The sequence below is a fragment of the Streptococcus suis genome (genome assembly GCF_002964045.1).
Taxonomy (GTDB): domain Bacteria; phylum Bacillota; class Bacilli; order Lactobacillales; family Streptococcaceae; genus Streptococcus; species Streptococcus suis_U.
Genome location: NZ_POPB01000466.1, coordinates 34,552 through 60,028 on the forward strand (window position 1 = coordinate 34,552; position 25,477 = coordinate 60,028).

Annotated in this window: 41 protein-coding genes; 32 read left to right on the plus strand and 9 right to left on the minus strand. The window is 42.5% G+C overall.

Annotation, left to right across the window (positions count from 1 at the left end; translation table 11 throughout):
* The first annotated feature begins 14 nt into the window (after positions 1-14).
* From rpe to purR, 6 genes are all read left to right on the plus strand, one after another.
* Positions 15-674, plus strand: coding sequence for a ribulose-phosphate 3-epimerase (gene rpe, locus C1E99_RS11820; RefSeq protein WP_105207656.1), 660 nt, complete (start codon positions 15-17; stop codon positions 672-674).
* On the plus strand, positions 667-1,299 hold the full coding sequence (locus C1E99_RS11825; protein ID WP_105207657.1) for a thiamine diphosphokinase: 633 nt from the start codon (positions 667-669) through the stop codon (positions 1,297-1,299). The genes rpe and C1E99_RS11825 overlap by 8 nt, the downstream gene beginning before the upstream one ends.
* Positions 1,300-2,538 carry a DNA recombination protein RmuC gene (locus tag C1E99_RS11830; RefSeq protein ID WP_105129741.1) on the plus strand — a complete coding sequence of 413 codons (1,239 nt, stop codon included), beginning with the start codon at positions 1,300-1,302 and terminating at the stop codon, positions 2,536-2,538.
* Complete coding sequence (locus C1E99_RS11835) at positions 2,528-3,469, plus strand: 3'-5' exoribonuclease YhaM family protein (protein ID WP_105114320.1); 942 nt, start codon at positions 2,528-2,530, stop codon at positions 3,467-3,469. The genes C1E99_RS11830 and C1E99_RS11835 overlap by 11 nt, the downstream gene beginning before the upstream one ends.
* Positions 3,469-4,335, plus strand: a complete 867-nt coding sequence (locus tag C1E99_RS11840) for an aminoglycoside phosphotransferase family protein (protein ID WP_105207658.1) — start codon at positions 3,469-3,471, stop codon at positions 4,333-4,335. The genes C1E99_RS11835 and C1E99_RS11840 overlap by 1 nt, the downstream gene beginning before the upstream one ends.
* A 101-nt stretch (positions 4,336-4,436) precedes the next feature.
* Entirely contained in the window at positions 4,437-5,249 is an 813-nt protein-coding gene (gene purR / locus C1E99_RS11845) for a pur operon repressor (RefSeq protein ID WP_105108249.1), read from the plus strand.
* A 26-nt stretch (positions 5,250-5,275) separates the two neighbouring features.
* Here purR and C1E99_RS11850 read toward each other — a convergent pair whose 3' ends face one another.
* The gene (locus C1E99_RS11850; RefSeq protein ID WP_105207659.1) at positions 5,276-6,142 is read right to left on the minus strand and encodes an RluA family pseudouridine synthase; all 867 of its coding nucleotides are present in this window, start codon (positions 6,140-6,142) and stop codon (positions 5,276-5,278) included.
* 1 nt (position 6,143) lies between these two features.
* Complete coding sequence (locus C1E99_RS11855; protein WP_105207660.1) at positions 6,144-7,112, minus strand: NAD(P)/FAD-dependent oxidoreductase; 969 nt, start codon at positions 7,110-7,112, stop codon at positions 6,144-6,146.
* Positions 7,113-7,328: 216 nt separating this feature from the next.
* On the opposite strand from C1E99_RS11855, the gene pbp2a reads away from it, so the two are divergent.
* The 4 genes from pbp2a to nusG all read left to right on the plus strand — a co-directional run bounded on the left by pbp2a (position 7,329) and on the right by nusG (position 10,543).
* On the plus strand, positions 7,329-9,521 hold the full coding sequence (pbp2a, locus tag C1E99_RS11860; protein WP_105207678.1) for a penicillin-binding protein PBP2A: 2,193 nt from the start codon (positions 7,329-7,331) through the stop codon (positions 9,519-9,521).
* A gap of 33 nt (positions 9,522-9,554) precedes the next feature.
* Complete coding sequence (gene rpmG / locus C1E99_RS11865; protein ID WP_002940258.1) at positions 9,555-9,707, plus strand: 50S ribosomal protein L33; 153 nt, start codon at positions 9,555-9,557, stop codon at positions 9,705-9,707.
* Positions 9,708-9,716: 9 nt separating this feature from the next.
* On the plus strand, positions 9,717-9,893 hold the full coding sequence (secE, locus tag C1E99_RS11870) for a preprotein translocase subunit SecE (RefSeq protein WP_044774946.1): 177 nt from the start codon (positions 9,717-9,719) through the stop codon (positions 9,891-9,893).
* A 110-nt stretch (positions 9,894-10,003) separates the two neighbouring features.
* Positions 10,004-10,543, plus strand: a complete 540-nt coding sequence (gene nusG / locus C1E99_RS11875) for a transcription termination/antitermination protein NusG (RefSeq protein WP_002940254.1) — start codon at positions 10,004-10,006, stop codon at positions 10,541-10,543.
* Positions 10,544-11,183: 640 nt separating this feature from the next.
* Here nusG and C1E99_RS11890 read toward each other — a convergent pair.
* The 4 genes from C1E99_RS11890 to C1E99_RS11905 all read right to left on the minus strand — a co-directional run bounded on the left by C1E99_RS11890 (position 11,184) and on the right by C1E99_RS11905 (position 14,015).
* Positions 11,184-12,254: a site-specific integrase gene (locus C1E99_RS11890; RefSeq protein ID WP_029185590.1), complete on the minus strand. Its 1,071-nt coding sequence runs from the start codon at positions 12,252-12,254 to the stop codon at positions 11,184-11,186.
* 255 nt (positions 12,255-12,509) lie between these two features.
* The gene (locus tag C1E99_RS11895) at positions 12,510-13,253 is read right to left on the minus strand and encodes a type II toxin-antitoxin system PemK/MazF family toxin (RefSeq protein WP_044761518.1); all 744 of its coding nucleotides are present in this window, start codon (positions 13,251-13,253) and stop codon (positions 12,510-12,512) included.
* A 9-nt stretch (positions 13,254-13,262) separates the two neighbouring features.
* Positions 13,263-13,643, minus strand: coding sequence for an ImmA/IrrE family metallo-endopeptidase (locus C1E99_RS11900; protein WP_024381158.1), 381 nt, complete (start codon positions 13,641-13,643; stop codon positions 13,263-13,265).
* Positions 13,644-13,649: 6 nt separating this feature from the next.
* Positions 13,650-14,015 carry a helix-turn-helix domain-containing protein gene (locus tag C1E99_RS11905; protein ID WP_105207662.1) on the minus strand — a complete coding sequence of 122 codons (366 nt, stop codon included), beginning with the start codon at positions 14,013-14,015 and terminating at the stop codon, positions 13,650-13,652.
* Between the two features lie 289 nt (positions 14,016-14,304).
* Between C1E99_RS11905 and C1E99_RS15020 the strand changes: the two genes are divergently transcribed.
* A complete protein-coding gene (locus C1E99_RS15020) occupies positions 14,305-14,469 on the plus strand; it encodes a hypothetical protein (protein WP_105152504.1) in 165 nt (54 codons plus the stop codon).
* Here C1E99_RS15020 and C1E99_RS11915 read toward each other — a convergent pair.
* Positions 14,452-14,922, minus strand: a complete 471-nt coding sequence (locus C1E99_RS11915) for a hypothetical protein (protein WP_105207663.1) — start codon at positions 14,920-14,922, stop codon at positions 14,452-14,454. The two genes, C1E99_RS15020 and C1E99_RS11915, sit on opposite strands and share 18 nt — an antisense overlap.
* Positions 14,923-14,984: 62 nt before the next feature.
* Here C1E99_RS11915 and C1E99_RS11920 point away from each other — a divergent pair, with 62 nt between their 5' ends.
* Positions 14,985-15,188: a transcriptional regulator gene (locus tag C1E99_RS11920; RefSeq protein WP_105207664.1), complete on the plus strand. Its 204-nt coding sequence runs from the start codon at positions 14,985-14,987 to the stop codon at positions 15,186-15,188.
* Positions 15,189-15,198: 10 nt separating this feature from the next.
* Positions 15,199-15,927, plus strand: coding sequence for a phage antirepressor KilAC domain-containing protein (locus C1E99_RS11925; RefSeq protein ID WP_105207665.1), 729 nt, complete (start codon positions 15,199-15,201; stop codon positions 15,925-15,927).
* Positions 15,928-16,181: 254 nt separating this feature from the next.
* Here the strand turns inward: C1E99_RS11925 and C1E99_RS11930 are convergent, their stop codons facing one another.
* Together C1E99_RS11930 and C1E99_RS11935 are read right to left on the minus strand one after the other, a co-directional pair.
* Positions 16,182-16,511 (minus strand): hypothetical protein, encoded by a 330-nt coding sequence (locus C1E99_RS11930; protein ID WP_029185597.1) that lies wholly within the window; start codon positions 16,509-16,511, stop codon positions 16,182-16,184.
* Positions 16,511-16,942, minus strand: a complete 432-nt coding sequence (locus C1E99_RS11935) for a hypothetical protein (RefSeq protein ID WP_105207666.1) — start codon at positions 16,940-16,942, stop codon at positions 16,511-16,513. Before C1E99_RS11935 ends, C1E99_RS11930 begins: the two co-directional genes overlap by 1 nt.
* A 56-nt stretch (positions 16,943-16,998) precedes the next feature.
* Between C1E99_RS11935 and C1E99_RS11940 the strand changes: the two genes are divergently transcribed.
* The 19 genes from C1E99_RS11940 to C1E99_RS12010 all read left to right on the plus strand — a co-directional run bounded on the left by C1E99_RS11940 (position 16,999) and on the right by C1E99_RS12010 (position 25,330).
* Positions 16,999-17,709 carry an ORF6C domain-containing protein gene (locus C1E99_RS11940; RefSeq protein WP_105207667.1) on the plus strand — a complete coding sequence of 237 codons (711 nt, stop codon included), beginning with the start codon at positions 16,999-17,001 and terminating at the stop codon, positions 17,707-17,709.
* 62 nt (positions 17,710-17,771) lie between these two features.
* The gene (locus C1E99_RS11945) at positions 17,772-18,056 is read left to right on the plus strand and encodes a hypothetical protein (protein ID WP_043035783.1); all 285 of its coding nucleotides are present in this window, start codon (positions 17,772-17,774) and stop codon (positions 18,054-18,056) included.
* A complete protein-coding gene (locus tag C1E99_RS11950; protein WP_105207668.1) occupies positions 18,053-18,241 on the plus strand; it encodes a hypothetical protein in 189 nt (62 codons plus the stop codon). The genes C1E99_RS11945 and C1E99_RS11950 overlap by 4 nt, the downstream gene beginning before the upstream one ends.
* A 1-nt stretch (position 18,242) precedes the next feature.
* Positions 18,243-18,497, plus strand: a complete 255-nt coding sequence (locus tag C1E99_RS11955; RefSeq protein WP_105207669.1) for a hypothetical protein — start codon at positions 18,243-18,245, stop codon at positions 18,495-18,497.
* Between the two features lie 2 nt (positions 18,498-18,499).
* Positions 18,500-18,655: a hypothetical protein gene (locus C1E99_RS14735; RefSeq protein ID WP_161951193.1), complete on the plus strand. Its 156-nt coding sequence runs from the start codon at positions 18,500-18,502 to the stop codon at positions 18,653-18,655.
* Entirely contained in the window at positions 18,648-18,827 is a 180-nt protein-coding gene (locus tag C1E99_RS11960) for a hypothetical protein (RefSeq protein WP_024390667.1), read from the plus strand. Before C1E99_RS14735 ends, C1E99_RS11960 begins: the two co-directional genes overlap by 8 nt.
* A 1-nt stretch (position 18,828) precedes the next feature.
* The gene (locus tag C1E99_RS11965; protein ID WP_105207679.1) at positions 18,829-19,290 is read left to right on the plus strand and encodes a Cas9 inhibitor AcrIIA9 family protein; all 462 of its coding nucleotides are present in this window, start codon (positions 18,829-18,831) and stop codon (positions 19,288-19,290) included.
* A complete protein-coding gene (locus C1E99_RS11970) occupies positions 19,287-20,639 on the plus strand; it encodes a PcfJ domain-containing protein (protein ID WP_238146237.1) in 1,353 nt (450 codons plus the stop codon). Before C1E99_RS11965 ends, C1E99_RS11970 begins: the two co-directional genes overlap by 4 nt.
* 38 nt (positions 20,640-20,677) lie before the next feature.
* A complete protein-coding gene (locus C1E99_RS11975) occupies positions 20,678-21,526 on the plus strand; it encodes a DnaD domain protein (protein ID WP_105207670.1) in 849 nt (282 codons plus the stop codon).
* 9 nt (positions 21,527-21,535) lie between these two features.
* Positions 21,536-22,363 (plus strand): ATP-binding protein, encoded by an 828-nt coding sequence (locus tag C1E99_RS11980; RefSeq protein ID WP_024395718.1) that lies wholly within the window; start codon positions 21,536-21,538, stop codon positions 22,361-22,363.
* Positions 22,363-22,527 (plus strand): hypothetical protein, encoded by a 165-nt coding sequence (locus C1E99_RS14740; protein ID WP_161951194.1) that lies wholly within the window; start codon positions 22,363-22,365, stop codon positions 22,525-22,527. Before C1E99_RS11980 ends, C1E99_RS14740 begins: the two co-directional genes overlap by 1 nt.
* A 37-nt stretch (positions 22,528-22,564) precedes the next feature.
* Positions 22,565-22,747, plus strand: a complete 183-nt coding sequence (locus C1E99_RS11985; protein WP_105207671.1) for a hypothetical protein — start codon at positions 22,565-22,567, stop codon at positions 22,745-22,747.
* Complete coding sequence (locus C1E99_RS14745; protein ID WP_153308508.1) at positions 22,744-22,920, plus strand: hypothetical protein; 177 nt, start codon at positions 22,744-22,746, stop codon at positions 22,918-22,920. The genes C1E99_RS11985 and C1E99_RS14745 overlap by 4 nt, the downstream gene beginning before the upstream one ends.
* A 113-nt stretch (positions 22,921-23,033) precedes the next feature.
* Positions 23,034-23,423, plus strand: a complete 390-nt coding sequence (locus tag C1E99_RS11990) for a hypothetical protein (RefSeq protein WP_105207672.1) — start codon at positions 23,034-23,036, stop codon at positions 23,421-23,423.
* Positions 23,424-23,435: 12 nt separating this feature from the next.
* Positions 23,436-23,831: a hypothetical protein gene (locus C1E99_RS11995; RefSeq protein WP_024381138.1), complete on the plus strand. Its 396-nt coding sequence runs from the start codon at positions 23,436-23,438 to the stop codon at positions 23,829-23,831.
* 10 nt (positions 23,832-23,841) lie between these two features.
* Entirely contained in the window at positions 23,842-24,000 is a 159-nt protein-coding gene (locus C1E99_RS14750) for a hypothetical protein (RefSeq protein ID WP_161951195.1), read from the plus strand.
* Positions 23,960-24,184: a hypothetical protein gene (locus C1E99_RS15025; RefSeq protein WP_024381137.1), complete on the plus strand. Its 225-nt coding sequence runs from the start codon at positions 23,960-23,962 to the stop codon at positions 24,182-24,184. Before C1E99_RS14750 ends, C1E99_RS15025 begins: the two co-directional genes overlap by 41 nt.
* Positions 24,171-24,575 (plus strand): transcriptional regulator, encoded by a 405-nt coding sequence (locus C1E99_RS12005; protein ID WP_024381136.1) that lies wholly within the window; start codon positions 24,171-24,173, stop codon positions 24,573-24,575. The genes C1E99_RS15025 and C1E99_RS12005 overlap by 14 nt, the downstream gene beginning before the upstream one ends.
* Positions 24,576-24,781: 206 nt before the next feature.
* Complete coding sequence (locus tag C1E99_RS12010; RefSeq protein WP_023370523.1) at positions 24,782-25,330, plus strand: site-specific integrase; 549 nt, start codon at positions 24,782-24,784, stop codon at positions 25,328-25,330.
* Positions 25,331-25,477: the final 147 nt, after the last annotated feature.

A 25,477-nucleotide genomic window follows, 5' to 3' on the forward strand; every position in this document is an offset into this window, starting at 1 on the left:
AAAGTTGGTTCTCTATGTCACATTATAAGATTGCACCGTCTATTTTGGCGGCAGATTATGCAAATTTTGAAAAAGAGCTCAAGCGTCTAGAAAAGACAGGTGTGGAGTATGTGCACATTGATGTCATGGACGGTCACTTTGTGCCAAATATTAGCTTTGGAGCGGATGTGGTAGCAGCCATGCGTCCTCATAGCAAGCTGGTTTTCGATTGCCATCTCATGGTGTCCAATCCTGAAAATCATATTGAGACCTTTGCTCGAGCAGGTGCGGATATCTTGACTATTCACGCAGAAGCAACGGTTCATCTGCATGGAACCTTGCAGAAAATCCGTGCTGCTGGTATGAAGGTGGGTGTGGTCATCAATCCAGGTACACCGCTTGTGACCATTGAACCTGTGCTCAACTTGGTGGATCAGGTGCTTCTCATGACGGTCAACCCAGGTTTTGGTGGTCAGGCCTACATTCCAGAAGTGGCTGAGAAGATTGAGGCCTTGGTCAAACTCCGTGAAGCCAAGGGCTTGATCTTTCATATTGAAGTGGACGGCGGGATTGACGATAAGACCATTCATTCAGCCAAAAATGCGGGTGCCAATGTCTTTGTGGCTGGTTCCTACCTCTTCAAAGGCGATTTGGATGCCAACGTTGCCAAATTGAGAGCTGCCCTCAATGATTAAGATTGCTGTCATTGCAGGCGGTTCCTTTGACTGCCTTCCTGAGCCTGCCGACCTCTATGTGGGGGTAGATGCAGGCTCTCTTCGTCTTCTGGACCATTTTCTGCCTCTTGACTGGGCTATCGGTGATTTTGACTCGGTGACACCTGAAGAATTAGGGCGGATAAAGGATCTAGCAGAGCGTTTTTTGCAAGCTCCTGCTGAAAAAGATGATACAGATTTGGAGTTGGCTTTAAAGGAAATCTTCAAGGCATATCCGCAGGCTCAGGTACGCATATACGGTGCTTTGGGTGGTCGCATGGACCACATGATGGCCAATCTCTTTCTGGCTGCTGAACCGGACTTGGCTGCTTTTATGGAGCAGATTGAATTGGTGGACAGTCAGAATATCGTTCGTTTTCGACCTTCAGGACGTCATGTCATTCAACCTATTCAAGGAATGACCTATATTTCCTTTATGCCGTCGGACCAGAGTCGCCTGACCATTCGTCATGCCAAGTATCCGCTGGATGCCAGCAATTATTTTTTCAAAAAATGCTATTCCTCTAACGAATTTATAGATAGAGACATAGACATTCAACTGGATCAGGGCTACGTGCTCCTAATCTACAGTAAGGACAAGAATTAGATGGATATTGTATTACTTATTTTGCTGATACTGGTCTTGCTTGCCTTGGTTTTTCTTTATGGAAAATGGCAGAGCTTGGCCCTGCTTTTGCAAGATCAAGCAGAAGACACAGCAGACAACTTGTCTGATCAGCTCAGCTATCAACTAGAAAATGCAACTCTCAAACAGCAACAAGCCATTCATCAGGAAGTGGAAAGACTTCGCACGGAGCTTTACCAACAGCTAACCGACATCCGTCAAGAGCTGAATAAGAGCCACTTGGAAACGCGAGATGCCACCGACCGTCGCTTGCAGGCCATTCAGGAGTCCAATGAAAAACGCCTGGAAGAAATGCGGCAGACAGTTGAGGAAAAACTGGAGAAAACCCTGCAAACCCGCCTACAAGCCTCCTTTGAAACGGTGTCCAAGCAATTGGAATCGGTCAATCGTGGTCTGGGCGAAATGCAGACGGTGGCTCGTGATGTGGGTAGTCTTAACAAGGTGCTGTCTGGCACCAAAACCCGTGGCATCATGGGTGAATTGCAGCTGGGACAGATTATCGAGGATATTTTGACACCTAGCCAATATGAGCGAGAGTTTGCCACGGTTTCAGGCTCTAGTGAGCGCGTGGAGTATGCGGTCAAGCTACCAGGACGGACGGAAGGCGACTATATCTACTTGCCAATCGATTCCAAGTTTCCGCTAGCGGATTACTACCGCTTGGAAGATGCTTACGAAAGTGGGGACAAGGACCAGATAGACCTCCATCGCAAAAATCTCTTGGCTGCTATCAAACGTTTTGCCAAGGATATTCAGAGCAAGTACCTCAATCCGCCTGAAACCACCAACTTTGGTGTCTTGTTCTTGCCAACCGAAGGACTTTATTCAGAAGTGGTTCGCAATCCGATTTTCTTTGATGAGCTGCGCCGTCAGGAAAATATCGTGGTAGCAGGACCGACCACACTTTCCGCCCTGCTCAATTCCCTCTCCGTCGGCTTTAAGACCCTCAACATTCAACGGTCAGCCGATGATATTTCCAAGGTCTTGGGCAATGTCAAGCTGGAATTTGGCAAGTTTTCTGACCTCTTGGTCAAGGCTCAGAAACAACTCAATCAAGCCAGCAGCAATATTGACAAACTCCTAACCACTCGCACCAACGCCATCGAGCGTAGTCTTCGTACCATTGACCTGTACGAAGATGACCAAACCAAGGGACTGCTTGGCCTGTCCCCATTAGATGAGGAAGATAATGAAAATTAACCAAATGAAAAAAGATGAATTCTTCGAAGGATTCTATCTGATTAAGACTGCTGAAGTCCGTCAAACACGGGCTGGCAAAGACTATCTAGCTCTGACCTTCCAAGACGATACGGGCGAGATTGAAGGCAAGGTCTGGGATGCCCAACCAGGGAAAATCAAGGACTTTACTGCTGGAACTGTTGTTCACATGCAGGGGCGCCGTGAGGTTTACAACAACACCCCCCAGGTCAATCAACTGGTTCTTCGTTTGCCAAAGGCAGGCGAGCCCAACGACCCTGCTGATTTCAAGGAAAAACCACCTGTGGATGTCAAGGACACCAAGGACTATTTGAGCCAGATGATTTTCCGCATCGAAAATGCCACTTGGCAGCGGATTGTCCGTGCTCTCTACAGCAAGTACGACAAGGAATTTTATTCCTATCCAGCGGCCAAGACCAATCACCATGCCTTCTATTCAGGCTTGTCCTTCCACACGGCGACCATGGTCCGCTTGGCGGATAAAATTGGTGACATCTATCCCCAGCTCAACAAGAGCCTGCTTTTCGCAGGGATTATGCTTCATGACCTAGCCAAGGTGATTGAACTGACAGGTCCTGATAACACAGGCTACACTGTCCGTGGCAATCTGATTGGTCACATTTCCCTAATCGATGAAGAGATTACCAAGGTCTTGATGGAATTGGGTATCGACGATAGCAAGGAAGAAGTGACTGTTCTGCGCCATGTTATCCTCAGCCACCATGGCCTCTTGGAGTATGGAAGCCCTGTCCGTCCGCAGATTATGGAGGCGGAAATCCTCCACATGATTGACAACATTGATGCGGAAATGATGATGATGCTATCAGCCTTGGACAAGGTCGGCCCAGGTGAGATGACTAACCGTATCTTTGCCATGGACAACCGTGCCTTCTACAAGCCTAATTTAGACTGATGGCAGTTGCGATTGTATCTCGTCAGCCCCTCACCAAAGGCTGGTCCACAGACCGAAAGTATAAGGTCCAGCTAGAAGATGGTCGCCTTGGTCTTTTGAGAATAGCAGAGCGGCCAGCCTATGAGGCTAAGCGATTAGAGTTTCAGTTAGTTGAAAACCTGTTTGGTCTAGGTTTGCCTGTGGCAGAGCCAATCAGCTTTTGGACGGATGACCAGTCAGTCCATACCCTCTATGAATGGATAGAAGGTCAGGATATGAATGATTTGGCTACCAGTCTGTCAGAACAAACCTTATATGAATTGGGCTGTCAGTCAGGGCAGTTTTTGCGAACTTTGCATGCCCTACCGATTGACCAAAGTCAACGGGACTGGAGCAGTTTTTATCAGGCTAAGATTGACAGTAAAATCAAGGCCTACCAAGCAGCTAGTCATTCCTATCCAAATGGTCAAGCCATGATAGACTTTGTTCAGGCCAATCGTCACTTGCTTGAAGGACGACCGATTGCCTACCATCATGGAGATTTTCACACAGGGAATTTTCTACTGGGAAGAGATGGAAAACTAAAAATCTTAGACTTTGATCGCTACGATATAGGAGACCCCTGGGAAGAATTCAACCGTTTGATTTTCACAGCAGACTTGTCTCCAGCCTTTGCGCGTGGTCAGGTAGATGCCTATTTTGACGGTGCTATTCCAGAGGAATTTTGGAGACTTTTAGCTCTATACTTAACAGTAAACAGTCTAGGCGCTCTTTCTTGGGCAGAACATCAAGATTCCGAACAAATTCCACTGATGATTAAGCAATCAGCTGCTATTTCGGAATGGTACGAAGGTTTTTATTTACATATTCCCAAATGGTACAGGTAACTAGAAAACAAAATACGAAAAAGACGGACTTTTTAATCAAAAAAGTTCGCTTTTTGTCGTTTCTTATGGTATAATAGAAAAAAGCGAAAGAGGATGAATGTATGAAATTAAGAAGAAGTGAACGAATGGTTGTCATCTCCAACTATCTCATCAACCACCCTTATGAATTAACCAGTTTGAATACCTTTGCTGAAAAGTATGAGTCGGCAAAATCTTCGATTTCAGAGGATATTGCTATCATTAAAAAGGCTTTTGAGGAGAGCTCTATCGGTCAGATTGAAACCATTACTGGAGCTAGTGGAGGAGTTGTTTTCACCCCATCTATCTCTAAGGCAGAGTCTATCGAGATTGCACAAGCCCTTCGTGACCAAATGGCTGAAAGCAACCGTATCTTGCCAGGTGGATATATCTACTCGTCTGATTTGTTATCTACCCCACATATTTTGAAAAATGTTGGTCGCATTATTGCCAATGCCTTCAAAGAAGAAAAGATTGATGCGGTCATGACGGTTGCGACTAAGGGGGTTCCTTTGGCCAATGCCGTTGCCAATGTCCTGAATGTTCCCTTTGTCATTGTGCGTCGTGATTTGAAAATCACAGAAGGTTCAACCGTTTCTGTCAACTATGTGTCAGGATCTAGCGACCGTATCGAAAAGATGTTTCTGTCTAAGCGTAGTTTGAAGGCAGGAAGCCGTGTCTTGATCGTCGATGACTTCTTGAAAAATGGTGGCACCATCAATGGTATGATTAGCCTCTTATCTGAGTTTGACTCAACATTGGTAGGCGTTGCTGTCTTTGCAGAAAACCAAAAAGGTGACCGCAACGTAGCTAACTACAAATCCCTGCTAGCTGTGACAGACATCAATGTCAAGGAAAACCGAGTCGATGTAGAGTTGGGAAATATTTTTGAATAACATAGATGCAGAAAAGAGCTGGTTTTTCAGCTCTTTTTTACTATTCTATCAAAACTCTCCGACCTTGCTTCTACGCTGATTTCTTCAAGTGTCAGCGGGTGGGTCAGGCTGAGTTTTTGGGCGTGGAGCATGAGGCGAGGGGCAGCGATTCGGCTGTAGAGTGGGTCACCAATCAGAGCATGGCCGTGATGGGCTAGGTGCACCCGAATCTGATGGGTTCGTCCTGTTTGGAGACGACAAGAGACCAAGCTATTTTTGCCAAGGGTCTTCAAGAGGCGAACCTGGGTCAGAGCAGTTTGTCCCTTGCGGTTATCGACCACCCGTTTTCTGCGGTCGTGTCGGTCCCGTCCGATTTTATCAGTGATAGTCCAGTCAGTCTTTCTTAGCTGCCCTTGGCAGAGGGCCAGATAGTCACGGTAGATGACCTTGTCCTCCAAAAGCCGATTGAGAATGGGCAGGATAAAGGGATTTTTAGCAAAGAGAATGGCTCCGCTGGTTTCCATGTCTAGCCTGTGGACCACATAGCAGGTCTGGCCCACATAGGCAGACACATGGTTGAGCAAGGCAATCTCCGTCGATTCATTGCCGTGGGTTTTCATGCCCTCAGGCTTGTTGACGATGATCAAATGTTCATCTTGATAGAGATTCTCCACCAAGTCCGCCTGTCCCAGAGGAATGCTTTTTTCAGGATAATCTTCCTGGTCAAAGGTCAATTCCAGCAGGTCGCCTGCGGTAATCGGGCTCTGCCAGTTAACCAGCTCACCGTTGACACGGACATGCTTCTTGGTGCGGAGGAAGTGGCGGATTTTTCTGGGAATGAGAAAATAATCTTCCAAGACTTCCTTGACAGTTAGCTGGGGAAAGGCTTGGGGAATACGAATGTCAATTTTCATCTTATAGGCTAGTTGAGTGCTTGGGTTGCACTTTTTCGTTTGGATTGAGGTAGTTCATGGCATTGTTGACTGCAGTTGGGGCTTCGCCCAGCCCAGTCGCAATCAGGTCAACCTTGCCCTCGTAGAAGCAACAGTCACCGATAGCATAGATACCAGGGACAGAGGTTTCTTGCTTGCTGTTGACGATGATGCGGTGGCGATTGAGTTCCAAGCCCCATTCTTTCAGCGTTCCGACAGATGATTTGAAACCGTAGTTGACAAAGAGGTGGTCGAAAGGCAGGCTGAGCTTGTCCTCACTCTTAACCTTGTCAAAATGAATGCTAGAAGCTCTGCCATTTTCCCCAGAAAGCCCTTTAGGAACAAAAGGTGTGTGGATGCTGACGCTGGACTGCTTGAGCTCTTCCACGCTGTGTTCGAGAGCACGGAAGTTGTCACGACGGTGGACAATCTGAGTGGTCTTGGCGATTTTTTCAAAGGCCAGGGACCAGTCGACTGCGGAGTCACCGCCACCCAAGACGACGATGTCCTTGTCGGCATACTGCTGGATGTTGGACACGTGGTAGTGGACGTTGTCAAAGCTGTCAGCACCATCAATCTCCAGCGGACGTGGCTTGAAGGCACCGCCACCCATAGCGATAATCAGGGTCTTAGTTTGGTGGCTACCTTTGTTAGTCGTTAGGGAAATGACCTCTCCTGGCTCAATAGCAGTCAGGGTTTCATTGAGGCAGATGGTGGTGTCAAATGGAGCCAGCTGGGCGAGGAGGTTGTCGGTCAACTCCTGTCCTGTCAGGCTGGGAAAGGCTGGAATGTCCAGAATAGCCTTCTCAGGATAGAGAATGGCAGGCTGGCCACCCAGTTGGGGCAGGGAGTCAATGATTTTGACCTTGGCTTGACGAAGGTGGGCGTAGAAAGCGGCGAATAAACCGACTGGTCCGCCACCGATGATGGTAATGTCATAAATCTGTGTCATGGGAATCCTCTTCTTTGTTCAGAATGACCCTATTTTATCATATTTTTGAGAAAATTTCTCTCCTCTCTCAGCTGTCACAAGTGTCAAGAGGGGCTTTTTCTTAAGGAAATGTGCAAAATGTAGTATAATGGAAAAAATTCAAACAGAAAGGAAGAGATGATGGACCAAGATTTACAAGAAACCATCCAGATAAAGGGATTAGATGAAAAAGAAACAATGGATAGACCAGTTCAGTCTGAAACTGAGGCCCCTGAAAATGAAGGGTTGAGTAGACGGAAGAGCCGTGGCGGTCAAGACCCGAAGCCAAAGAAGCCTTCGCGCATTCCGGAACCTGTCCGCAAATTTTGGCGTCGTTACCAGTTGACCAAGATTTTGATGATTTTGGTCGGGCTTATGGTGTTGACAGTTGGTGGCTACCTCTTCTTCCTAGCGAAAACAGCTAATGTTGGAGATTTACAGGAGGCCTTGAAGGCGACGACCATTATCTACGATAAGGACGGGGCGGAAGCCGGAACCTTATCGGGACAAAAAGGGACCTATGTTGAATTGGACGCTATTTCGGACAATTTGGAAAATGCCGTTATCGCGACAGAAGATAGGAGTTTTTATAAAAATTCAGGGATCAACTACCAACGGACGATCTTGGCTGTTTTGACTTTGGGGCGTTCAGGCGGGGGATCCACCATTACTCAGCAGTTGGCAAAAAATGCCTTCTTGACCCAGGAACAAACCATTAGTCGTAAGGCTAGAGAATATTTCCTTGCCCTTGAAATCAATAAAAAATACAGCAAGCAAGAAATATTGACCATGTACCTCAACAATGCCTATTTTGGTAATGGGGTATGGGGAGTAGAAGATGCCAGTCAAAAATATTTCGGTATTCCAGCCAGCGATTTATCGATTGAGCAATCAGCCGTATTGGCAGGGATGTTGAAGGGGCCGGAAATTTACAACCCTTATTATTCACTTGAAAATGCGACCAATCGTCGCAATACGGCCTTGCAGGCCATGGTGGATGCTGGAGTTATTGATCAGGCGACAGCAGATGCAGGTTTTCAGGTGGATTTGGCCAGTCAATTGGCAGATACCTATTCTGGGAAACAGAGTAACTATTCTTATCCGTCCTATTTTGACGCTGTGATTGCAGAGGCTATTGATCGGTATGGTTTGAAGGAATCAGATATCATCAATAACGGCTATCGAATATATACCGAAATGGACCAAAATTCTCAAGCGAGTATGCAGGTTATCTTCAATGATGAAACTATGTTCCCGACTTCAAGTTATGATGGAACCTCGGCTCAAGCTGCAAGTGTAGCTTTGGATCCTGCAACTGGCGGGGTTCGAGCCTTGGTTGGGCGCGTGAATAGTTCGGAAGATGCTGTGTTTCGAACATTCAACTTTGCGACCCAAGCTAAGCGTAGTCCTGGTTCAACCATCAAACCGATCGTTGCCTATGCTCCGGCAGTTGCGGCAGGCTGGTCCATTGATACAGCCTTAGACAATCACACAGAAACCTATGGCGACTATACCTTGCACAACAACGACTTATCTACCTCGGATACCATCCCTATGTATCAAGCTTTGGCCCTGTCCTACAATTTGCCAGTAGCCTATATTGTGAACACCTTGGGCATTGACAAGGCCTTTGAGTACGGTAAGAAGTTTGGTCTGAATATGGATGAAGTGGAAAAGGTTTTAGGTGCGTCAATCGGATCAGGTGTGGAAACGAACCCCTTGCAAATGGCTCAGGCCTATAGTGCTTTTGCGAATGATGGTGTAATGAAGGATGCTCATCTAATTACACGTATTGAAACAGCGAGTGGAAAGGTATTGGCTCAGCATCGCGAGACAAGTACAAAAGTAATTGACCGCTCGGTTGCAGATAAAATGACCTCTATGATGCTTGGGACCTATACGAATGGTTTAGGTGTATCTGCAGATGCGACGAATTACTATCTTGCAGGAAAAACGGGAACAACCGAAACAAGTTTTGATGTAAATCTTGTTAATGACCAGTGGTATATTGCTTATACACCTGATTTGGTTATCAGTCAATGGGTTGGTTTTGAACAGACGGATGAGAATCATTACATTGATAGCAGTGGCTACTGGATGGCACCGGCCGTCTTTCAAACGGTTGCTAATTCGATCTTGCCTTACACAGCTGGGACACAGTTTGATGTAGAGAATGCCTATGTTCAAAATGGAATTGTAGAGGTTGCTGAAGAGTCCGTAACACAGTCTGAATTTGGAATCAATCAAAAGCAGGTGCAGGAGATTTCTGACCAGGCGCGAAACTTGATTGAGCAGACTAAGCAAAACTTGATTGATGCACAGTTGCCAGAGCGAGCAAAGACCTTGTGGGATAATATCACGTCTTGGTTTGGGGAGTTGTCAAATCCGTAGAAACGTGATAGAATGATATAGATGGAGGGCTATATGGCACTAAAAAAAGCAAGCCTAGCCTGTACTGTTTGCGGTTCTCGAAACTATTCGATTAGTCTTTCGAGCAATCCCAAGCCAACACGGTTAGAAGTAAATAAATTTTGTAAACATTGTGGACAATACACCGTTCACAAGGAAACCAGATAGGAGTCGCGCGTGAAATTTTTCAAAGATATTATTCGTATTTTGAAAGATACGTCTTGGCCAACTCGTAAGCAGAGCTGGCAAGATTTCGTATCTGTTGTGCAGTATACAGCATTTTTCGTAGCAGTGGTTTACCTTTTTGACTTAATTTTGTCAAGAGGAATCATGAGCTTGATCAATCTTTTCTAGAAAATACTTGCCATTTGTAAAATGGAAGTGATATAATAAAGAAAAGCGAAAGCCTTCGGGCTTTTTTTAGCGTCTAAAAAATGCAGTGTTTCCAAAGAAAGGAAGTTAAAATGTACGATAGTTTTGATAAAGGCTGGTTTGTTTTACAAACCTATTCAGGATATGAGAATAAGGTCAAGGAAAACTTGCTCCAACGTGCCCACACCTACAACATGTTAGAAAACATTCTTCGTGTAGAAATCCCAACTCAGACTGTTCAAGTTGAGAAAAACGGTGAAGTCAAGGAAGTAGAAGAAAACCGTTTCCCAGGTTATGTATTGGTAGAGATGGTTATGACAGATGAGGCCTGGTTTGTCGTTCGTAACACACCAAACGTTACAGGTTTCGTGGGTTCGCACGGTAACCGTTCAAAACCAACACCACTTTTGGAAGAAGAAATCCGTCAAATCTTGGTATCTATGGGTCAAACTGTTCAAGAATTTGATATTGATGTCAAAGTTGGCGACACAGTTCGTATCATCGACGGTGCCTTCACAGATTACACAGGAAAAATCACAGAAATTGATAACAACAAGGTCAAAATGGTTATCTCTATGTTTGGTAATGATACCATTGCTGAAGTTAACTTGAGCCAGATTGCTGAGTTGTAATTTATTCATGCTCCCTCTAGGTGTTAGCCTGGGGGAGTTTTTGGATGGTTTTTCGTCATTTAGTTTTTCTTTTATTACTTCAACGATCGAGGAAACGTCGTTTCCTTATTTCCAACTTCAAACACTCCACTGGATTGTTTGAACTCGCCTTGCCTGATTTTGCAAAAGCGACTTGCTCCGCAAGTTTTATCTCCAACCTTGGACAGTTCATTGACTGTCCAAGCAGTCTGGGGGATACGAATAGTCCGGTGGAGTGAAACAGTTTGGGGAACTGTTTCAGCCTGAGCCTGAAAACAAAAAAGCGAAGTGCATCAGCTGGTCACCTAGAAATAAAAAAGCATTGAGTTATGCCTGCAGCTCGTTGACACAAACTTCGTTTGTTTCATCTCCAACCTTCAAAGGCTCCCCGAACCTTTGAAGCTAGTACTAAAAGTAAACTAAAAGACTATAAAAAGACCCTGTCCAAATCTGCCCACCAACTTTACCAGATTTAACCGAATGAAAAATCAAAAAAGCCCGAAAAAATCGGGCTTTTGACTTGTATAAATTCGGATAAAATCCTATAATAAAGGCGGTAGACGGATTTGAAAACCTTGATTTATCAAGGTTTTTGGGCATTTCGCCCCAAATTCGCCCCAAATTATGCGACTAAAAAAATATTTTTGATTTTCTCAAAATTTCTCTCAGCCAGTGCTTCCATTTGGTGTGTATAAACTTTCAGAGTAATATCTGGACTTTCGTGACCAAGAAGCTTGGATATGGTAACAATATCAACCCCATTCAATATCAAGAATGATGCGTATGTGTGCCTTAGACTATGGTTTCTGACAGGCCTGCCAACAATCTTTTTAATTATCTTATTACACGAGGAATTAGATACACCGAAACATATCCTATTTTTGATGTTAGCTTGCCAATGATTTTTCCGATATTCTCTAAGAACCTCTATTGTCTTTGAGTCAATCGGAACTTTTCTTTCTGACGGATCATTCTTCAACGCACAAAAATCTTGAGTGTTTGAGTAGTCAAACGCTTTATTGATATCCAGTATGCCATTTTCAAAGTCAACATCATTCCAGGTTAGACCCATTACCTCAGAAAAACGCAATCCTGTGACTGCAAGAAGGTAGAGAGTGAAATAGGTTACATACCTGACTTTCTCTCTTGTGAGGGCTAGGAGAGCCTTGAGTTCATGTTCTTCCAAAAAGTCATCCTCTTCATCTCTAATTGCGATTTGAGATTTCACCTTCGCATCATCAGCAAAGTTAAAACGAATGACTTCTTCTCTAACAGCTACTTTCATAGCTCCTTTTATTTGGTAGTGGAATTTTTCAAGAGTTTCTTGAGCGTATTTCTCCCCAAACTCATTCAACTTTTTCTGATAGTAAAGCGGTGTAATATCTTTGACTTTCATCTCTTGGAAGTAATTCTTAACGTGTCTGAAATTCTTTGTATAGGTTTCCCAAGTCTTATCTTTGACATATGGACGCTTATAGACCTCTGACCAAGTCTTGACAAAGTCATATAGAGTCACTTCTCCGTCAGTCAGAATGTTTTGGGTCAATTTCTTTTCGACATCTAATGCTGCTGCTTGAGCAAGCTTCTTGGTCTTAAAACCACCTTTTTCTTTCCGTTTATATTTTCCATCTATGGTTTTGTAGGAAATACGGTATTCCCACAGCCCGTTCTCTCTTTTTCGATATGATGCCATTTGTTTTTTTACCTCATTTCTGATAAAATGGGTACAAGAAAAGACTTGCCAGACTGGCAATTTTTCTTATACGATTCGCCTTACGCTCTTGGTCGCCAAACTGTCGAGCGTAGGGCTTTTTTGCTTTTTGTAAAATAAAAGCGGCAACTATGAATAGTTACCGCTCGGTCGGTGGCAGCTTGTGCCAACCAGAGTATTTGCACTAGGAAAACTCCTAGGTTAGTAACTATATATTATCAAAATACTATGAAATTGTCAAATAAGATAGCGTGATTTTATTTCATCGCTTAAAATTTTCATTTGTGGTTCTAAAATTTGAGCCACCCCCAGTCCATCCAATGTGCTTACTTTCTTGAATATTTTAACTTTGTCAATAGTTGTAATCGCATCGAGTTTGGCATAGGTCGTTTTTTCTAAGTCAGACATATACTTCTCAAGTCTTTTGCCAGCATAAACAACTTCATCCGATAATTTTTGAACAAGGTTCATTGCTCGTTCTTTTTCATCTAATCGGCCTTCTTTTTCCAACTCTAGCATTAACTCGTCAAAATCATCATATTCTCCGAAATGAGATACTAACTCGCTTGCAACCTTGTCTTCCGCTGCCTCAATGAGTTGTGCGGTTAGCATACCAAGAGCTTCAGCTAAATTGAACTCTAATGGTAGGTTGTTGTAACCTGGTTTGGATGTAAGAGGAATCACAGTGATAGTATTCTGGTTTTTGCGATCTTCTTTGCTGAGTGTAATTGCATAATGTGGTGCAGAGAACTCAGAACCAAAGTTTATACCAAAATCAACATAAACCAGTGTTCCATAGGGGAAAACCCTATTTCTACGACGTTTCCCGTTTATTTCACGTTCAAGCTGATTGCTGTAATTTGTCATGCTTTGACCTAGCCGGGAAGTCTTAAAGTGATTAGGATTCTCCTCGGTTAGCTGTTTCATCTTATCGGTTGAAGTTGTCAGTTTTTCAAGATTTTCTATTTGATTTTTATTCATCTTTATTTTTTATCCAACTAAATTCAAATACTCTTCTTTGATCATAGCCTCATCCGCTATGGTCTTTAGTTTGTATTTTTCCATAAATACCAGGTAATTAAACTGAGTGCGGTCTTCGGCGATTTCTAACTCTTCCTTCAAAAGATGGTGGATCATATTCCTATTTGCGTCGAGTTCGCATCTCTCTCTGAAGAGTTGATACTGGTATGGAAAGTGATTTTTATGCTGTAACTCATGTAGGGCGACTTGTTTTTGTTCTTGCTCAGACAAATTCACATCAACCCCTAAGACCTTGGTTATTGGATTGTAAAATCCCGAACTATGCCAGTTGCTTGCATCAAACAGGCACAATTCCACCCCAAACTCTTTACAGAGTTGGTCTAGTTTCATAGGCAGTTAGTCCTTCTGTTTATTTTTGAAGTGTGCAGATAGTACCGCTGTGATGAAGTCTATATCGTCGTCATCAAGTGGCTTACCGTCAAAGAGCATGGTATGGGCAGCTGCTTCCCTCAAGTCCACAACTTGACCGTCAATGATAGCTGTCTCATCGCTGGCAATCCGCGGGTTGTCCGTCCGCCCGAGCAGGTAGTCTGTCGACACGTCGAAGTAGTCGGCGATTTGTTGCAATTTTTCTGAACCAGGCTGATTTCTTTTTATAGCATAGATTGTATTCCGACTGTATCCTAATTTTTCTTCTAAAGAATTTATTGAAAGTCCACGCTTTTGTGCTAATTCTTTAATTCTATCAAATGTAATAAACACTGAATTATCAACCTTTCTATGAGATTGACAAAAAATATTTAAAGAATTTACATAAAAACGGTTGACATTTTACGGAGAATTCTTTAAAATATATTTTGTAAGCTAAAGAGTTAGCGAACAAGACAAACTAAAAATAAAGCCTAATGAAACTGATTGGCGTCCGTTTTTCTAGGTAATACCTTACTCTTAGTAAGTCTTTTCGCTATGTCTTCATTGTAGAGTATTCTTTAATTTTTGTCAAGAAATTCGCTAACTTTTTAGTTAAAAATAATAAAAAGGAGGAAACGCCATGGGATTCGGGTCAATGACTGTAACCGTCAAAATTGCAAATATTGATCGTTTTATTGAACTGAGCAATGAGTTTAATAAAAAAGCCCGTGAGCTTGAACAACTGGCTCACGAGCTAAAAACGTTCGACTTTGAAGGCGAAGTTGTATCAACTGATAGCAACTAATTCAAAGTTGTCATTATCTGAAAAAAGATAGATTGGATAGTTTTCTTTGGTTTCAAAGTTGTAGAAATCGTATCCGAAATTATCTTTTTTCAAGACAGAATACTTGGAAGATAGCACTTCAAGATTGATTTGGGTCAGCAATTTGACGATCTGGATTCTAGCTTGGTCGGCATCAGATATTCTCTGTAAAGCCCGTAAATGCTCTTCGCTAGGGAAGATGTCAACCAATTCCTGCCTATCGTTAATATAGCTGTTTTCGCCATGTAAGCGACTGTACTGCAAAGAGTAATCTGTGAATGTCAGATTGCTATATTCCTGATAGGTCTCAAACGTAATTCGTTGACCTCGGTACAGATAGACAAGAGTATCATCTTGAAGTGTGTCTTCACAAGAAGTAATGCCAATCAAAAATTTATGGCACGCTTCCAATATGCGAACTTGATTTATATCCATGACTTGACCTCCTTTCTATAAAGATTTCAAGTCTATTATACCAAATTTAAGAAAGGAAAAATATGAGCAAAGAGTTAAAAGAAATCAAAGCTCTGATTAAAACTCGCTTGATTGAGCTAGATATGAAACAGTCTGAATTGGCTCAAAGTGTTAACGTGTCTAGTTCGGTCATTTCTGAGTTGTTACGCTACGGAAAAGGTAGTGATAATGTAAAGCAAAATGTCGCTACTGTCTTGGGAATCGAAAATCCTTGGGAGAAGTATTGAGGTAAACAATATGAACGAAATTATCAATATTAACTTGAATGACAATCAAGAGCCTGTGGTGTCTGGTCGGCAGCTGCATGAGGCTTTGGGTGTCAATTCAAATTATACAACCTGGTTTGACCGTATGACCGAGTATGGATTTGTCGAAGGTCAGGACTTTCTTCCAAATTTGGAAAAAAGTACGGGAGGTCGTCGAGCGGTTGACCACGTTATCAAGCTGGACATGGCCAAGGAGATTGCTATGATCCAACGGACTGAGCGAGGCAAGCAGGTACGGCAGTACTTTATCCAGGTCGAAAAGGACTTTAACAGTCCAGAGAAGATTATGGCACGGGCTCTGCTATTGGCAGATAAAAAAATCGCTAGCTTAACTACTCAAAATCAACTACTGGAGCAGGAGCTTGAGGTGGCACGGGAGCAAACCCGCTACCTGAATGTCATTTTAGACAGCAAGGACCCAATCTTAATCACGCAGATTGCTCAGGACTACGGTATGAGTGCTAAGCAGTTCAATAAGACTTTGAAAGAGCTAGGTGTTCAGCGGTTTGTGAATGGGCAGTGGATACTTTATCGACTGTATCAAGGGAAAGGGTATATCGCTAGCAAGACCTTTACTTACGAGGACAGGACGGGTGCGGTACGGACTAAAATCAATACGGTCTGGATGCAGAAAGGTCGGTTGTTTCTCTATGAGTTACTGGCCAAGGAAGACATCTTGCCGTTGATTGAGAGGGAATGATGGACGATTTGCTGCAGGGTTTGCTGGTCGCCAACTGGTAAAAGAAAAATCATCAGCTGAGTCAACTGATGATCGATAGCCTTGAGGGGCTAGATGTTTGGGAAACCATTTTAGCACTTGGAGAAATAAGGAGGGGGTACTAATGGTGTTTTATTGGGAGTTATTCAGGTTAATTTTAATTGTTGGTGTTATTGCTATAAATTTCTTTGCAATTAAAAAGCTAATGAAAGAATACCGATATTTTTCAAATAAGATTAAGAATTGGAAAAATCGTTAAGAATAGTAATCAATGTGTGCAACTTTACAACATCAACTTCAGGAGCATCTATATTTTCAATTGTGTCATCAGTCAGGGTTTTCAGATAATATCCTTTCTTGATTCTGTCACGGAGTAAATCTTTTACTTCCCCATAAAGCACAATGATAATTTTTGAATTTATTTTGGTAAAAAAAGATTTATCTGTCAAAATGTGTTGAAATTGGTGAGAGTACGGCACTTCATTGATAATCAGTTTATCAATTGTTTTCCAAGATAGTTTTTTTTCTACGGTTAATTGGCAAAGTTGGTCTATTGATGGATTCATTATTTTAAGTCCCTTCTGTTAGAAAGTATGCTATGAAGTGCGTTGAATGGGTCGATAAAATTGATGTATTCAACAAATTGATAGCGATGTAACTTTTTAAATTGTTTTATCGGTTTTGAAAATACCTTGTTTTTCTTAGAAAGGGTTGGGTAGCTGTGCTCTATCTCAGAGACAATATCAGATACACTCTTGACTATGTCTTCTGGAACGGTTGCAAAACGGTTGTCAATCTGATTCAGTAATATCTTAATAGCATTTAATCTGCCTAGATATTGATTAGCTTCCTCCGAAAACAATCCAATTTCTTTCGATTCGTCAAGTTTGTCCTTTGTAGCTCTAGCTAGAAAAAAAGTACAAATTGTGATTATGAATCCAATTGGTGCAGTAATATCATTAAAAGTTTTAAGGAAATCTGTCAATACACTAATCATATTATCTACCTCAATATACTATTTATCTCTATTATACCAAATTAGAAAGGAATTTTATGAACGAAATTTTTGTTTTTCACGGGCAGGAAGTCCGTACTGTTACCATTAACAACGAGCCTTGGTTTGTCGGGAAAGATGTGGCAGATATTTTAGGTTATCTAAAACCACTTGATGCAATTTCGCGACATGTTGATGAGGATGACTCCGTGAAACACGGACTCACCGATAGTTTAGGTCGTATCCAAAATACAATTATCATCAACGAATCTGGTCTTTACTCGCTGATCTTATCTAGCAAACTTCCACAAGCCAAAGAATTTAAACGTTGGGTCACTAGCGAGGTATTACCACAGATTCGGCAACAGGGTGCTTATGTGCCAGAAAATTTATCTGATGAGGCTTTTATCGCTCTATTTACTGGGCAGAAAAAACTGAAAGAGCAGCAGTTGGCATTGGCTCAAGATGTTGATTACCTCAAAAATGAACAACCGATTCATCCTAGCTTTGCTCAAGCCTTGCTGAAGAAGAGAAAAGCCCGTGTCGTCGCTTGTCTAGGCGGAATGGACAGCCCAGCCTATGCTGATAAAGTCTTTGCACAGTCGGTCTTTCGACAAGCTGAGGTTGATTTCAAAGACCATTTCAATATCAATCGCTATGACATGTTGCCAAAGAAATTCGCTGATGCGGCATTGTCCTATTGGATGACATGGGAACCAAGCACAAATACCAAAATGAAAATTTTGGAGATGAACACTTATGAACTGTAAAACGCAAAAAAAAAGCCTGACGGCAATCAGGCTCAAATATAAACATACAAGAGGATTATATCATGAATGATCTAATGATTCAAATGTTGGACCAGTTTGAAGCTGGGCTAATGGATAGAGCGTTAAAGGTCATGCACGTTGTCATGGACGAAAAACGACGATATCCAATGGAACTCAATAAGTCACAATGTTCTGAGATGCTCTTAGGAACAAAAGACACCGGTACTTTTGATGAACGTTTCAACTGCCACAAAGATTTCCCAAGAATTCCGAATGCTCGTGAGAAGTACCCTCGTGATGCAGTGATTGAATGGTACCACAATAATTGGCAGAGGACAGCAATATGACAGAAGAATTGATGTTGACAGCTGAACAAGGTTTGGCACTTATTGCTATTTTGACCCCAATCTTAATCTGGCTGATCCGTAAGCCTGTTGAGATTGAAATAGAGGTCAAGGAGCCTGTGATTGAAGAAAAGCAACCAGAACGGAATTTGAGATATCTTCAAATCCACAGATATTACGGAGGATAGAATGAAATTTTGGGACATGATGAAGAAGTTTTTGAGTGTTGGGGAAGAAGACTACATTCCTCAGAATAAGCATGAGTTGGAACGTGAATTGGCCAACGCTAGGCACACAGCCAAGGAATACAAGAAACTGGCTTTATTAAAAAATCAAGAGTGTGTCGGTCAAGCTAGGCTGATTGATGAGCTACGCAGACGGATTGACTTCTTGGAGAATGTCAACAAGTGCCAAGCCGAGCTATTAGCAGATCGTGAGGTCTAGCTATGGTTTGGGTTGTGGCAAAAATAAATAAAAAGAGTCGTGGTCGGAAGTACCACTACAAGAGATCTTTTGATACCTGGCAAGAAGCCAGAGTTTATCAACAAGACCTTTGGAATAAGGGGATAGTAGCTGAAATGTGGGAGGAAAAAGATGAATAAGCAATCAACGGTCAATTACCTACTCACAGGGCTCATTATTTTGTTGATTCTGGTCTCTGTCGGTTTAATCTATCGGACCGAACAACTGCAAGAGCAGGTATCCAACTTGCAAGGGCAGGTCAATACATATCGGGTATTGATATTCAATTTGTACGGAAAGAATGGTGGATAAGATGGCAAATTTGAAGCAACAGGCATTGGATAAAATGCTAAAGGAAATGGAACAAGAACACAGTCCATCTGAGGACCGTATCCATAACTGGCTCTGCGAGCAAGAGGATGATGAGCTCTTCCAGGGCGTTTTGAAAGAAGGGTACACTATCAAGGCTGCCTTGAAGTATGTCAGCAACAAGGCCAGGGAGTTTGCCCAGAATGGCATGGCTTGTATTCTTGATGAGACAGTCTTTGAATGGGTTAGAGAGTATTTCCTTTCCAATAGCAAGTTGGAGAATATTAGACAAGTACCAGTTGAGCCAGTTTCCAAGAAAAAAACTAAGCCGGCTAAATCAGCTATGGCCAAAGTCCGTCAGGGTATCTGGCCAGATGAAGATACCAAGCCAGAAAAAACCAAAAAATCCACGAAAGGTGTAGTCGAAAATCAAATGAGCATTTTTGACTTCTTGGACGAAGCATGAAAGCAGAACAATGTAAACGTGAAGCAAAGCGAAGATTGAAGCCGCCCAAAGCTTTTTGGAACTGGTGCTACTCGCAGATAACGACTTACAGGTGGTCCAACAAGCATGAAACCATTGTGGCCAGCGACATGAAGCTGGGTTTCTGTGTCGAAAAAAGGTTGACTAAGGCATCAAAATTGACTTTCTTTGACAAGTCCTATTTCTTCTCAATCATTCTATCTACGGCCAAACGGATTGAAATACAGTCCTATGTCTTTCATTCTGAACTTAAAGATGGCAAGCAGGACATTGATGTTCGATTGACAAACTTGGAGCGGTTCGAGGGTGGCAAGCACATCAAGATTGGTTGTGCGAATAATGACCAGTACCTGCCATTTCTGATTGAAAACTACTACGGATCTGGTCCATACACTGGCAATAAATTTTATCCGAACAATTGGAACAAGCATCTGAAGACGATTTCTGAATTAAGGTACATCAAATTTGACAGGATTGGTTATCACCAAATCGAACGACTATACAAGTACCGTTATGAAATCGAATTCGCTCAGAAAATCGGTGCGAATCGTCTGGCCGACGAGATAATGTTCCCGTATGCTTTTACGAGATTGGGTTTCAAAAAAACAGTTGATATGCGTACTCTTAATCGACGCTGGCTACAGAAAAACAAGCAATTTTTCAAAAATTCGAATCGCAGTTTTAGTGAATTTGAACTGGCCCGTAGAATTAGCCAACGAAATGGAAAGCTGGTCCCAGGTATTGAAAATCATTTGGATTATCAGGATATCAAGCACATTCCAGCAGGTGTCGGGATAAATAAATTTCAAAACTGGGTTATTAAAAACCGGATAAATTTCCGTGAGTATAAAGACTACTTGAATATGCTCACTGAAATGGGCATAGACCCAGAAGGCGACGCGATGATTGTACCAAAGGACTTTGATGCCATGCACCGGCACACCGTTGAGCTCTATAATCAATTCCGAGAAGAGCAACGCAGGCTTCAACGAGCAGAACGAGATCGTGCTCAGAGAGAACGCGAGAAACAGCTTGAAGCTGAATTTAAACGTCGAGATGCTTTTGATATGACACTGGCAGGGTACACTTTCCATGTTCCGTCGCGAGTTGCTGAATTGATTTACGAGGGTAAGAAACTGCATCATTGCGTCAGCTCATATACCGAGCAGCATCTCAAAGGGAAGACCATGATTGTCTTTGTCCGGCTGGCTAGCAAGCCCAACACTCCTCTCTACACGCTGGAGGTCAATCTGGGCAGATTGTCCAGTTTAGAGGTAAGTACAATAGGGACGTCCCTGAAGAAGTTTGGAACGTTGCTAAGGATTGGCTAGTATCAACAAATCAAGTAAATGTGGCATAGGAGGTAGAAATGGCAAAGAAACAGAAAAAGAAAATCTTTTTTTGGCTCAAGCTAGACCAGAATTTTTTTAAGAATTTGGCTATCAAACAGGCTCTACGAATGCCTGGGGGAAAGGACATGATTATTGTATATCAGATGCTCATGTTGGAATCTTTATCTACGGACGGCGTCATCTACTACGAAGGAACATTGCCAACGCTTGAAAAAGAACTAGCCGTCCGCCTAGATGTCAAGGAAGAAGAGATCCAGATGACCATGGCATACTTTAAGAATGTTGGACTTGTGCAAGTTGATGACGATAACAATGCTGAAATGCTACAAGTGCCTGCTCTAATGGAACAGGAAACCGATTGGGCGAGATATAAACGTGAGCAGAGAAGAGTATTGAAATTGGACAATGTCCAACAGGTGTCCAACAACAGTCCAATAGAGTTAGAGAAAGAGTTAGAGCAAGAGATAGATATAGAGCAAGAGATAGATATAGAGCAAGAGATAAAGTCAGAAGTAGATATTGTTAAATCTGCTGCTGAAATAAATATTTACGACTATTATCAATCCAGGATTGGGGCTCTCGACGGCTATCAATACGAGAAGCTTAAAGGCTATCTCGAAATTGACAAGCTTGAGGCAAATCTGATTAAGAGAGCGATTGATCGAGCTGCTGATAATTCCAAGCGAAACTTTGGCTATGTAAATGCGATACTTAAGAATTGGGCAAAAAACAATATTCTGACCATCATTCAACAGGATGAAGAACAGAGAAACTTTGCTGATGCTAAAGCCAATAATACCCCATCAAGAAAAGCTAATATCCCTGCTGCTCGGAAAGAAGACAGTTTGGGGGAGATGCCATTTTAGGAGGTGGCTATGAAAAAAATGTTTGATAATAATCATATGGAATCCATGAAGGAGGTGTTAGATCGAACTTGCGATAAACACGATATAAGGTTAGTGGCCTACAGCCTTCCTGATCGAGTCATCGGGCCATTTTGCGAGGAATGCACACGGGAAGATATCCAGAAGGATACAGAGAGGCTAGTCAATGAGTCGTTAGGTCGTAGCCTTGATTATTCAACTTACGATGTATTATTCAGAGATAGCATGCTGTCATCGGAATTGGAAGGAGCAACATTTGCCAACTTCAAAACGGAGACACAACAGGAGCATGACTTGAAGAAGTTTGCATATTCTCAAGCTAAAAAATATATCGATGGTATGGTAGGGAATACAATACTTACGGGTGCTCCAGGGGTTGGAAAGAGCCATCTTTGTATGGCCATGGCTCGTTATATGAACGAGGACTTTAAGAAGAGCGGTAATCCAAAGAGCATTTTGTTTATCAGTTTGGCCGATCTTATCACAAAAATACAATCAGGCTGGCAGTATCGCGAGAGCAATTTCACAGAGCAAGATGCAGTTGAGTTACTGACTAGGGTTGACTACCTCATCATAGATGATTTGGGGACAGAAACGAGCATGAGCGGAAAGGATAGCGAGGCGAACGGCTGGACTCAGCGTTTCCTGTTCAAGATTTTTAATACTCGCTCTACTACGATTGTCAATACCAATCATACAGGCGAGGAATTGCGTGCGATGTACAACGACAAACTAGTGGACCGTATTCTAAAAAAATCTACAGGCAACACTTATAAAATAACTGGAATAAAGAGCAAACGGAGGCTAATCGATTTTTGATGATTGAAAAATTACAAATGATTGCTGCTCATGAGGAAAAATATGGACAGATTGGGGATGAGATGAAAGCTCTGTTATTGCAACAAAAGCATCATATTATCCAGAAAAAGCTGGACGAATGGGCTGCATGGTCTGAGTTTGGAGGAATGGTGGTATGGAACTAATTGAATTTTATTCAATCAGAGATGACGAGGAGGAATAATGGACGGTGTTGATAGACTTTTCGCGATGCAGAGCTGGTCCGTAGCCAACGACTGCATTATTCGGATGTCGGACAAAGTCCGACTGATGAAGTTACCTGACAATGAATTTCGTCAGGAATTAGATCGGATGACAAAGTATTGTCAGGACAATGAATACAAAAGAAAGTGGGGTACAAAATGAATCTAAATTATCGGGACTTGCATATCGTAAAACACGCAATCCAGACACACATGGCTAGGGCCAATCCTAGAGATGGAGACCTGGAACAAGAGGGGCGGCTACTTGGTCGTGTTACAGCGGAAATTGAAGCACTGAAAGAAAAATTCAACGGCAATGGCTGTGGTTGCAGCTAGGAGGAAGACATGGCAAAAAATATTATCGGACTAGATTTATCTAGCATTGCAGACGGCGGTCTGCGCTAGTCGAAGTTGTGGCCACGCTACCACATATCACGCTTGAGCAATTTATGCCGCAAGAAGCCTTTATCATTCAGGCACAGGCTGGTTTTGTCGCAAATGAAGACAGAGCTTCTATGATTAACTTTGCAAGTCATTTGGAAATCAAAGAAGGGTCTGAAGTTGTTGACAATGGCGTGTCCCAGGTTGCTACGGTCAAAAATGGTGTCGCATCACTAGCCAAAGGCATAGTGCCAAATCCAATCCAACTTGCTCCCTACCGAACATTTACCGAAGTTGTTCAACCCGAAAGCCAGTTTGTATTCCGCATCAATGGTCGGGCCCAGTTGGCTCTCTTTGAAGCTGACGGAGGGGCATGGACCTTGGAAGCTGTCAACAATGTAGCTGCCTACCTCAAAGATAAGTTAGGAGAGCAGGAGCATTTGACTATTTTAGCGTAGGGAGGATAAATAATGAAAAACAAGATTAGACTAGCATTAGTATTTGTTGGACTTATCGGAGTGTTGGCAGGTTGTGAAAGACAAGCCGATGTGGTCCGACACAATTTGTCGGAAGAGGCAGACAATTTCAACGTGGTCCGAAAGGTTACAGTATTGAACGCAATCACAAATGATGTGATGTTCGAGATGAGCGGTCGGATGTCGATTGTAGCAGACACGACAGATAATCAACTGGAAATTTTAGTCGAAACTGCCGATGAGGAATATCAAAAACATATCATCGGGCTATCTGATAATGTGTCTTATGTAGTCCAGGATGTGAAGACAAAGGATGTGTCGAATTACGACTACACTATCAACTTCAATCCGAAGATGTGGTTGCCGCTGGAAGTCAAGACAGTAGATTAGGAGAAAATAGATGAACGGTTATGAATTTATGGCACGACATCCGTTTCTGACAGCATTTATTGTGTGGGTAGCCTGTACCTATTTCGCAGAGTACATCAAGTATCTATCGGGTTACAAGGAGGGGCGAGATGAACAAGAGGATAAGGAAAAAGAAGGCAAAACAAGCTGAACTAAAAAAACAACAGGAGATTGCAGAACTGTTGGAACAGCTAGGTCAGAATCCAGCAGAAATCAATAAAGCACTGCACCAAATAGGTGTGGCCTTTAGCGAGGTATTTAATGCAATCGCTGAAGTCTCTCGGAAGGCATCGCAAAATTTTAAAGATTGGAGTAAGCAATTTGACACGACTTGACAAAAGAGAGCTATCGCGACTCGACTCAGAACTCAACAAGTATCGGTCTATTGACCGCTCAATCAGGAATAGGCAACTTGAACTATCTGCTAGAAATAGCAATGATGAAATGGGTATTCGTTCAGGCGGGGTAAGTAAACCAACTGAAGCTATTGTCATCAAGTGGGACAGCGACCCAACGATTAGACATCTCGAAGCATTTAAGACCTTGGTTGAGAAGTTACTTGACTTGTTGACCGATGAAGATCGAGAGCTGTTTCATCTACGCTGGCAGTATCCATGTCTAAAATGGGAAGAAATCGCAGACAAGAAATTCATGAGTTTAGCCACAATCTACAGGAGACGAGCGATTATTCTTGAGCAGTACGCAGAGCTAAAAGGTCACTTGTAAAATGAGAAAAAAGGGTACTGTTTTTCTCACAAAAATGGTGTTAATATGATAATGTCGGAACGAGAAGAAGGATAGATACCCGCAAGAGCCTTTTATTTTTCAGAGGAACACCTTTCAAGAAAAACCAGAACTCGCCCGACAAACAGTAGGTCAGTTGCAGAAATGCACTGGCCTTTTTACTTGAGTTAAGAAAGGAGGGGAATCAAATGAACTACGTTGAGCCCATTCGAAGCACTGAGGACATTGATATGATGTGCGACTATCTACGTGAATGGAATGAACGCAACTATATCATGTTCTTGATAGGAATCAATACGAGCTTGAGGATATCTGACATCGTTATTTTGAAAGTCTCAAACATCCGTGGTCATTACATAATTGTGATCGAGAAGAAGACCAAAAAGCGAAAACGAATCAAGATGAACTCTCTTTTGAAGAGGGAGATAGAAAGGTACATCAAAGGTAAGAAAGTAGGAGATTACCTTTTCCAAAGTCGAAAAGGAAAAAACAGACCAATTACCAGACAGGCTGCTTACTGCATCATCAAGATTGCCGCTCTCGACTGCGGTATCGAAAATGTCGGGACTCACACAATGAGGAAGACCTTTGGCTATCACTACTACAAGAAGCATAAGGACATCGCAATGCTTATGGACCTATTCAACCATTCCAGCCCAGCAATTACAAAAAGATATATCGGTATCAACCAAGACCAACAGGACCGAGCATTTGCTAGTTTCAAACTTGGCAAGTAGCGAATGTTACACAATGAGAATTGTTAAATTCGAAAAAACAAGTGTTTGGAAAACCAATAATATCAAGCAGTTTGAAAAAAAGAGAAATTTGACACAATATGTGTTGAAGATAATTCAAAGAGAAATTGGTATAGTTTTTGCACCTAA

Excerpts from the sequence above, each read along its gene's own strand:
- rpe (WP_105207656.1), top strand. The coding sequence starts at position 15 with ATGTCACATTATAAGATTGCACCGTCTATTTTGGCGGCAGATTATGCA.
- C1E99_RS11825 (WP_105207657.1), top strand. The coding sequence starts at position 667 with ATGATTAAGATTGCTGTCATTGCAGGCGGTTCCTTTGACTGCCTTCCT.
- C1E99_RS11830 (WP_105129741.1), top strand. The coding sequence starts at position 1,300 with ATGGATATTGTATTACTTATTTTGCTGATACTGGTCTTGCTTGCCTTG.
- C1E99_RS11835 (WP_105114320.1), top strand. The coding sequence starts at position 2,528 with ATGAAAATTAACCAAATGAAAAAAGATGAATTCTTCGAAGGATTCTAT.
- C1E99_RS11840 (WP_105207658.1), top strand. The coding sequence starts at position 3,469 with ATGGCAGTTGCGATTGTATCTCGTCAGCCCCTCACCAAAGGCTGGTCC.
- purR (WP_105108249.1), top strand. The coding sequence starts at position 4,437 with ATGAAATTAAGAAGAAGTGAACGAATGGTTGTCATCTCCAACTATCTC.
- C1E99_RS11850 (WP_105207659.1), bottom strand. The coding sequence starts at position 6,142 with ATGAAAATTGACATTCGTATTCCCCAAGCCTTTCCCCAGCTAACTGTC.
- C1E99_RS11855 (WP_105207660.1), bottom strand. The coding sequence starts at position 7,112 with ATGACACAGATTTATGACATTACCATCATCGGTGGCGGACCAGTCGGT.
- pbp2a (WP_105207678.1), top strand. The coding sequence starts at position 7,329 with ATGGATAGACCAGTTCAGTCTGAAACTGAGGCCCCTGAAAATGAAGGG.
- rpmG (WP_002940258.1), top strand. The coding sequence starts at position 9,555 with ATGGCACTAAAAAAAGCAAGCCTAGCCTGTACTGTTTGCGGTTCTCGA.
- nusG (WP_002940254.1), top strand. The coding sequence starts at position 10,004 with ATGTACGATAGTTTTGATAAAGGCTGGTTTGTTTTACAAACCTATTCA.
- C1E99_RS11890 (WP_029185590.1), bottom strand. The coding sequence starts at position 12,254 with ATGGCATCATATCGAAAAAGAGAGAACGGGCTGTGGGAATACCGTATT.
- C1E99_RS11895 (WP_044761518.1), bottom strand. The coding sequence starts at position 13,253 with ATGAATAAAAATCAAATAGAAAATCTTGAAAAACTGACAACTTCAACC.
- C1E99_RS11900 (WP_024381158.1), bottom strand. The coding sequence starts at position 13,643 with ATGAAACTAGACCAACTCTGTAAAGAGTTTGGGGTGGAATTGTGCCTG.
- C1E99_RS15020 (WP_105152504.1), top strand. The coding sequence starts at position 14,305 with ATGGGATTCGGGTCAATGACTGTAACCGTCAAAATTGCAAATATTGAT.
- C1E99_RS11915 (WP_105207663.1), bottom strand. The coding sequence starts at position 14,922 with ATGGATATAAATCAAGTTCGCATATTGGAAGCGTGCCATAAATTTTTG.
- C1E99_RS11920 (WP_105207664.1), top strand. The coding sequence starts at position 14,985 with ATGAGCAAAGAGTTAAAAGAAATCAAAGCTCTGATTAAAACTCGCTTG.
- C1E99_RS11925 (WP_105207665.1), top strand. The coding sequence starts at position 15,199 with ATGAACGAAATTATCAATATTAACTTGAATGACAATCAAGAGCCTGTG.
- C1E99_RS11930 (WP_029185597.1), bottom strand. The coding sequence starts at position 16,511 with ATGAATCCATCAATAGACCAACTTTGCCAATTAACCGTAGAAAAAAAA.
- C1E99_RS11935 (WP_105207666.1), bottom strand. The coding sequence starts at position 16,942 with ATGATTAGTGTATTGACAGATTTCCTTAAAACTTTTAATGATATTACT.
- C1E99_RS11940 (WP_105207667.1), top strand. The coding sequence starts at position 16,999 with ATGAACGAAATTTTTGTTTTTCACGGGCAGGAAGTCCGTACTGTTACC.
- C1E99_RS11945 (WP_043035783.1), top strand. The coding sequence starts at position 17,772 with ATGAATGATCTAATGATTCAAATGTTGGACCAGTTTGAAGCTGGGCTA.
- C1E99_RS11950 (WP_105207668.1), top strand. The coding sequence starts at position 18,053 with ATGACAGAAGAATTGATGTTGACAGCTGAACAAGGTTTGGCACTTATT.
- C1E99_RS11955 (WP_105207669.1), top strand. The coding sequence starts at position 18,243 with ATGAAATTTTGGGACATGATGAAGAAGTTTTTGAGTGTTGGGGAAGAA.
- C1E99_RS14735 (WP_161951193.1), top strand. The coding sequence starts at position 18,500 with ATGGTTTGGGTTGTGGCAAAAATAAATAAAAAGAGTCGTGGTCGGAAG.
- C1E99_RS11960 (WP_024390667.1), top strand. The coding sequence starts at position 18,648 with ATGAATAAGCAATCAACGGTCAATTACCTACTCACAGGGCTCATTATT.
- C1E99_RS11965 (WP_105207679.1), top strand. The coding sequence starts at position 18,829 with ATGGCAAATTTGAAGCAACAGGCATTGGATAAAATGCTAAAGGAAATG.
- C1E99_RS11970 (WP_238146237.1), top strand. The coding sequence starts at position 19,287 with ATGAAAGCAGAACAATGTAAACGTGAAGCAAAGCGAAGATTGAAGCCG.
- C1E99_RS11975 (WP_105207670.1), top strand. The coding sequence starts at position 20,678 with ATGGCAAAGAAACAGAAAAAGAAAATCTTTTTTTGGCTCAAGCTAGAC.
- C1E99_RS11980 (WP_024395718.1), top strand. The coding sequence starts at position 21,536 with ATGAAAAAAATGTTTGATAATAATCATATGGAATCCATGAAGGAGGTG.
- C1E99_RS14740 (WP_161951194.1), top strand. The coding sequence starts at position 22,363 with ATGATTGAAAAATTACAAATGATTGCTGCTCATGAGGAAAAATATGGA.
- C1E99_RS11985 (WP_105207671.1), top strand. The coding sequence starts at position 22,565 with ATGGACGGTGTTGATAGACTTTTCGCGATGCAGAGCTGGTCCGTAGCC.
- C1E99_RS14745 (WP_153308508.1), top strand. The coding sequence starts at position 22,744 with ATGAATCTAAATTATCGGGACTTGCATATCGTAAAACACGCAATCCAG.
- C1E99_RS11990 (WP_105207672.1), top strand. The coding sequence starts at position 23,034 with ATGCCGCAAGAAGCCTTTATCATTCAGGCACAGGCTGGTTTTGTCGCA.
- C1E99_RS11995 (WP_024381138.1), top strand. The coding sequence starts at position 23,436 with ATGAAAAACAAGATTAGACTAGCATTAGTATTTGTTGGACTTATCGGA.
- C1E99_RS14750 (WP_161951195.1), top strand. The coding sequence starts at position 23,842 with ATGAACGGTTATGAATTTATGGCACGACATCCGTTTCTGACAGCATTT.
- C1E99_RS15025 (WP_024381137.1), top strand. The coding sequence starts at position 23,960 with ATGAACAAGAGGATAAGGAAAAAGAAGGCAAAACAAGCTGAACTAAAA.
- C1E99_RS12010 (WP_023370523.1), top strand. The coding sequence starts at position 24,782 with ATGAACTACGTTGAGCCCATTCGAAGCACTGAGGACATTGATATGATG.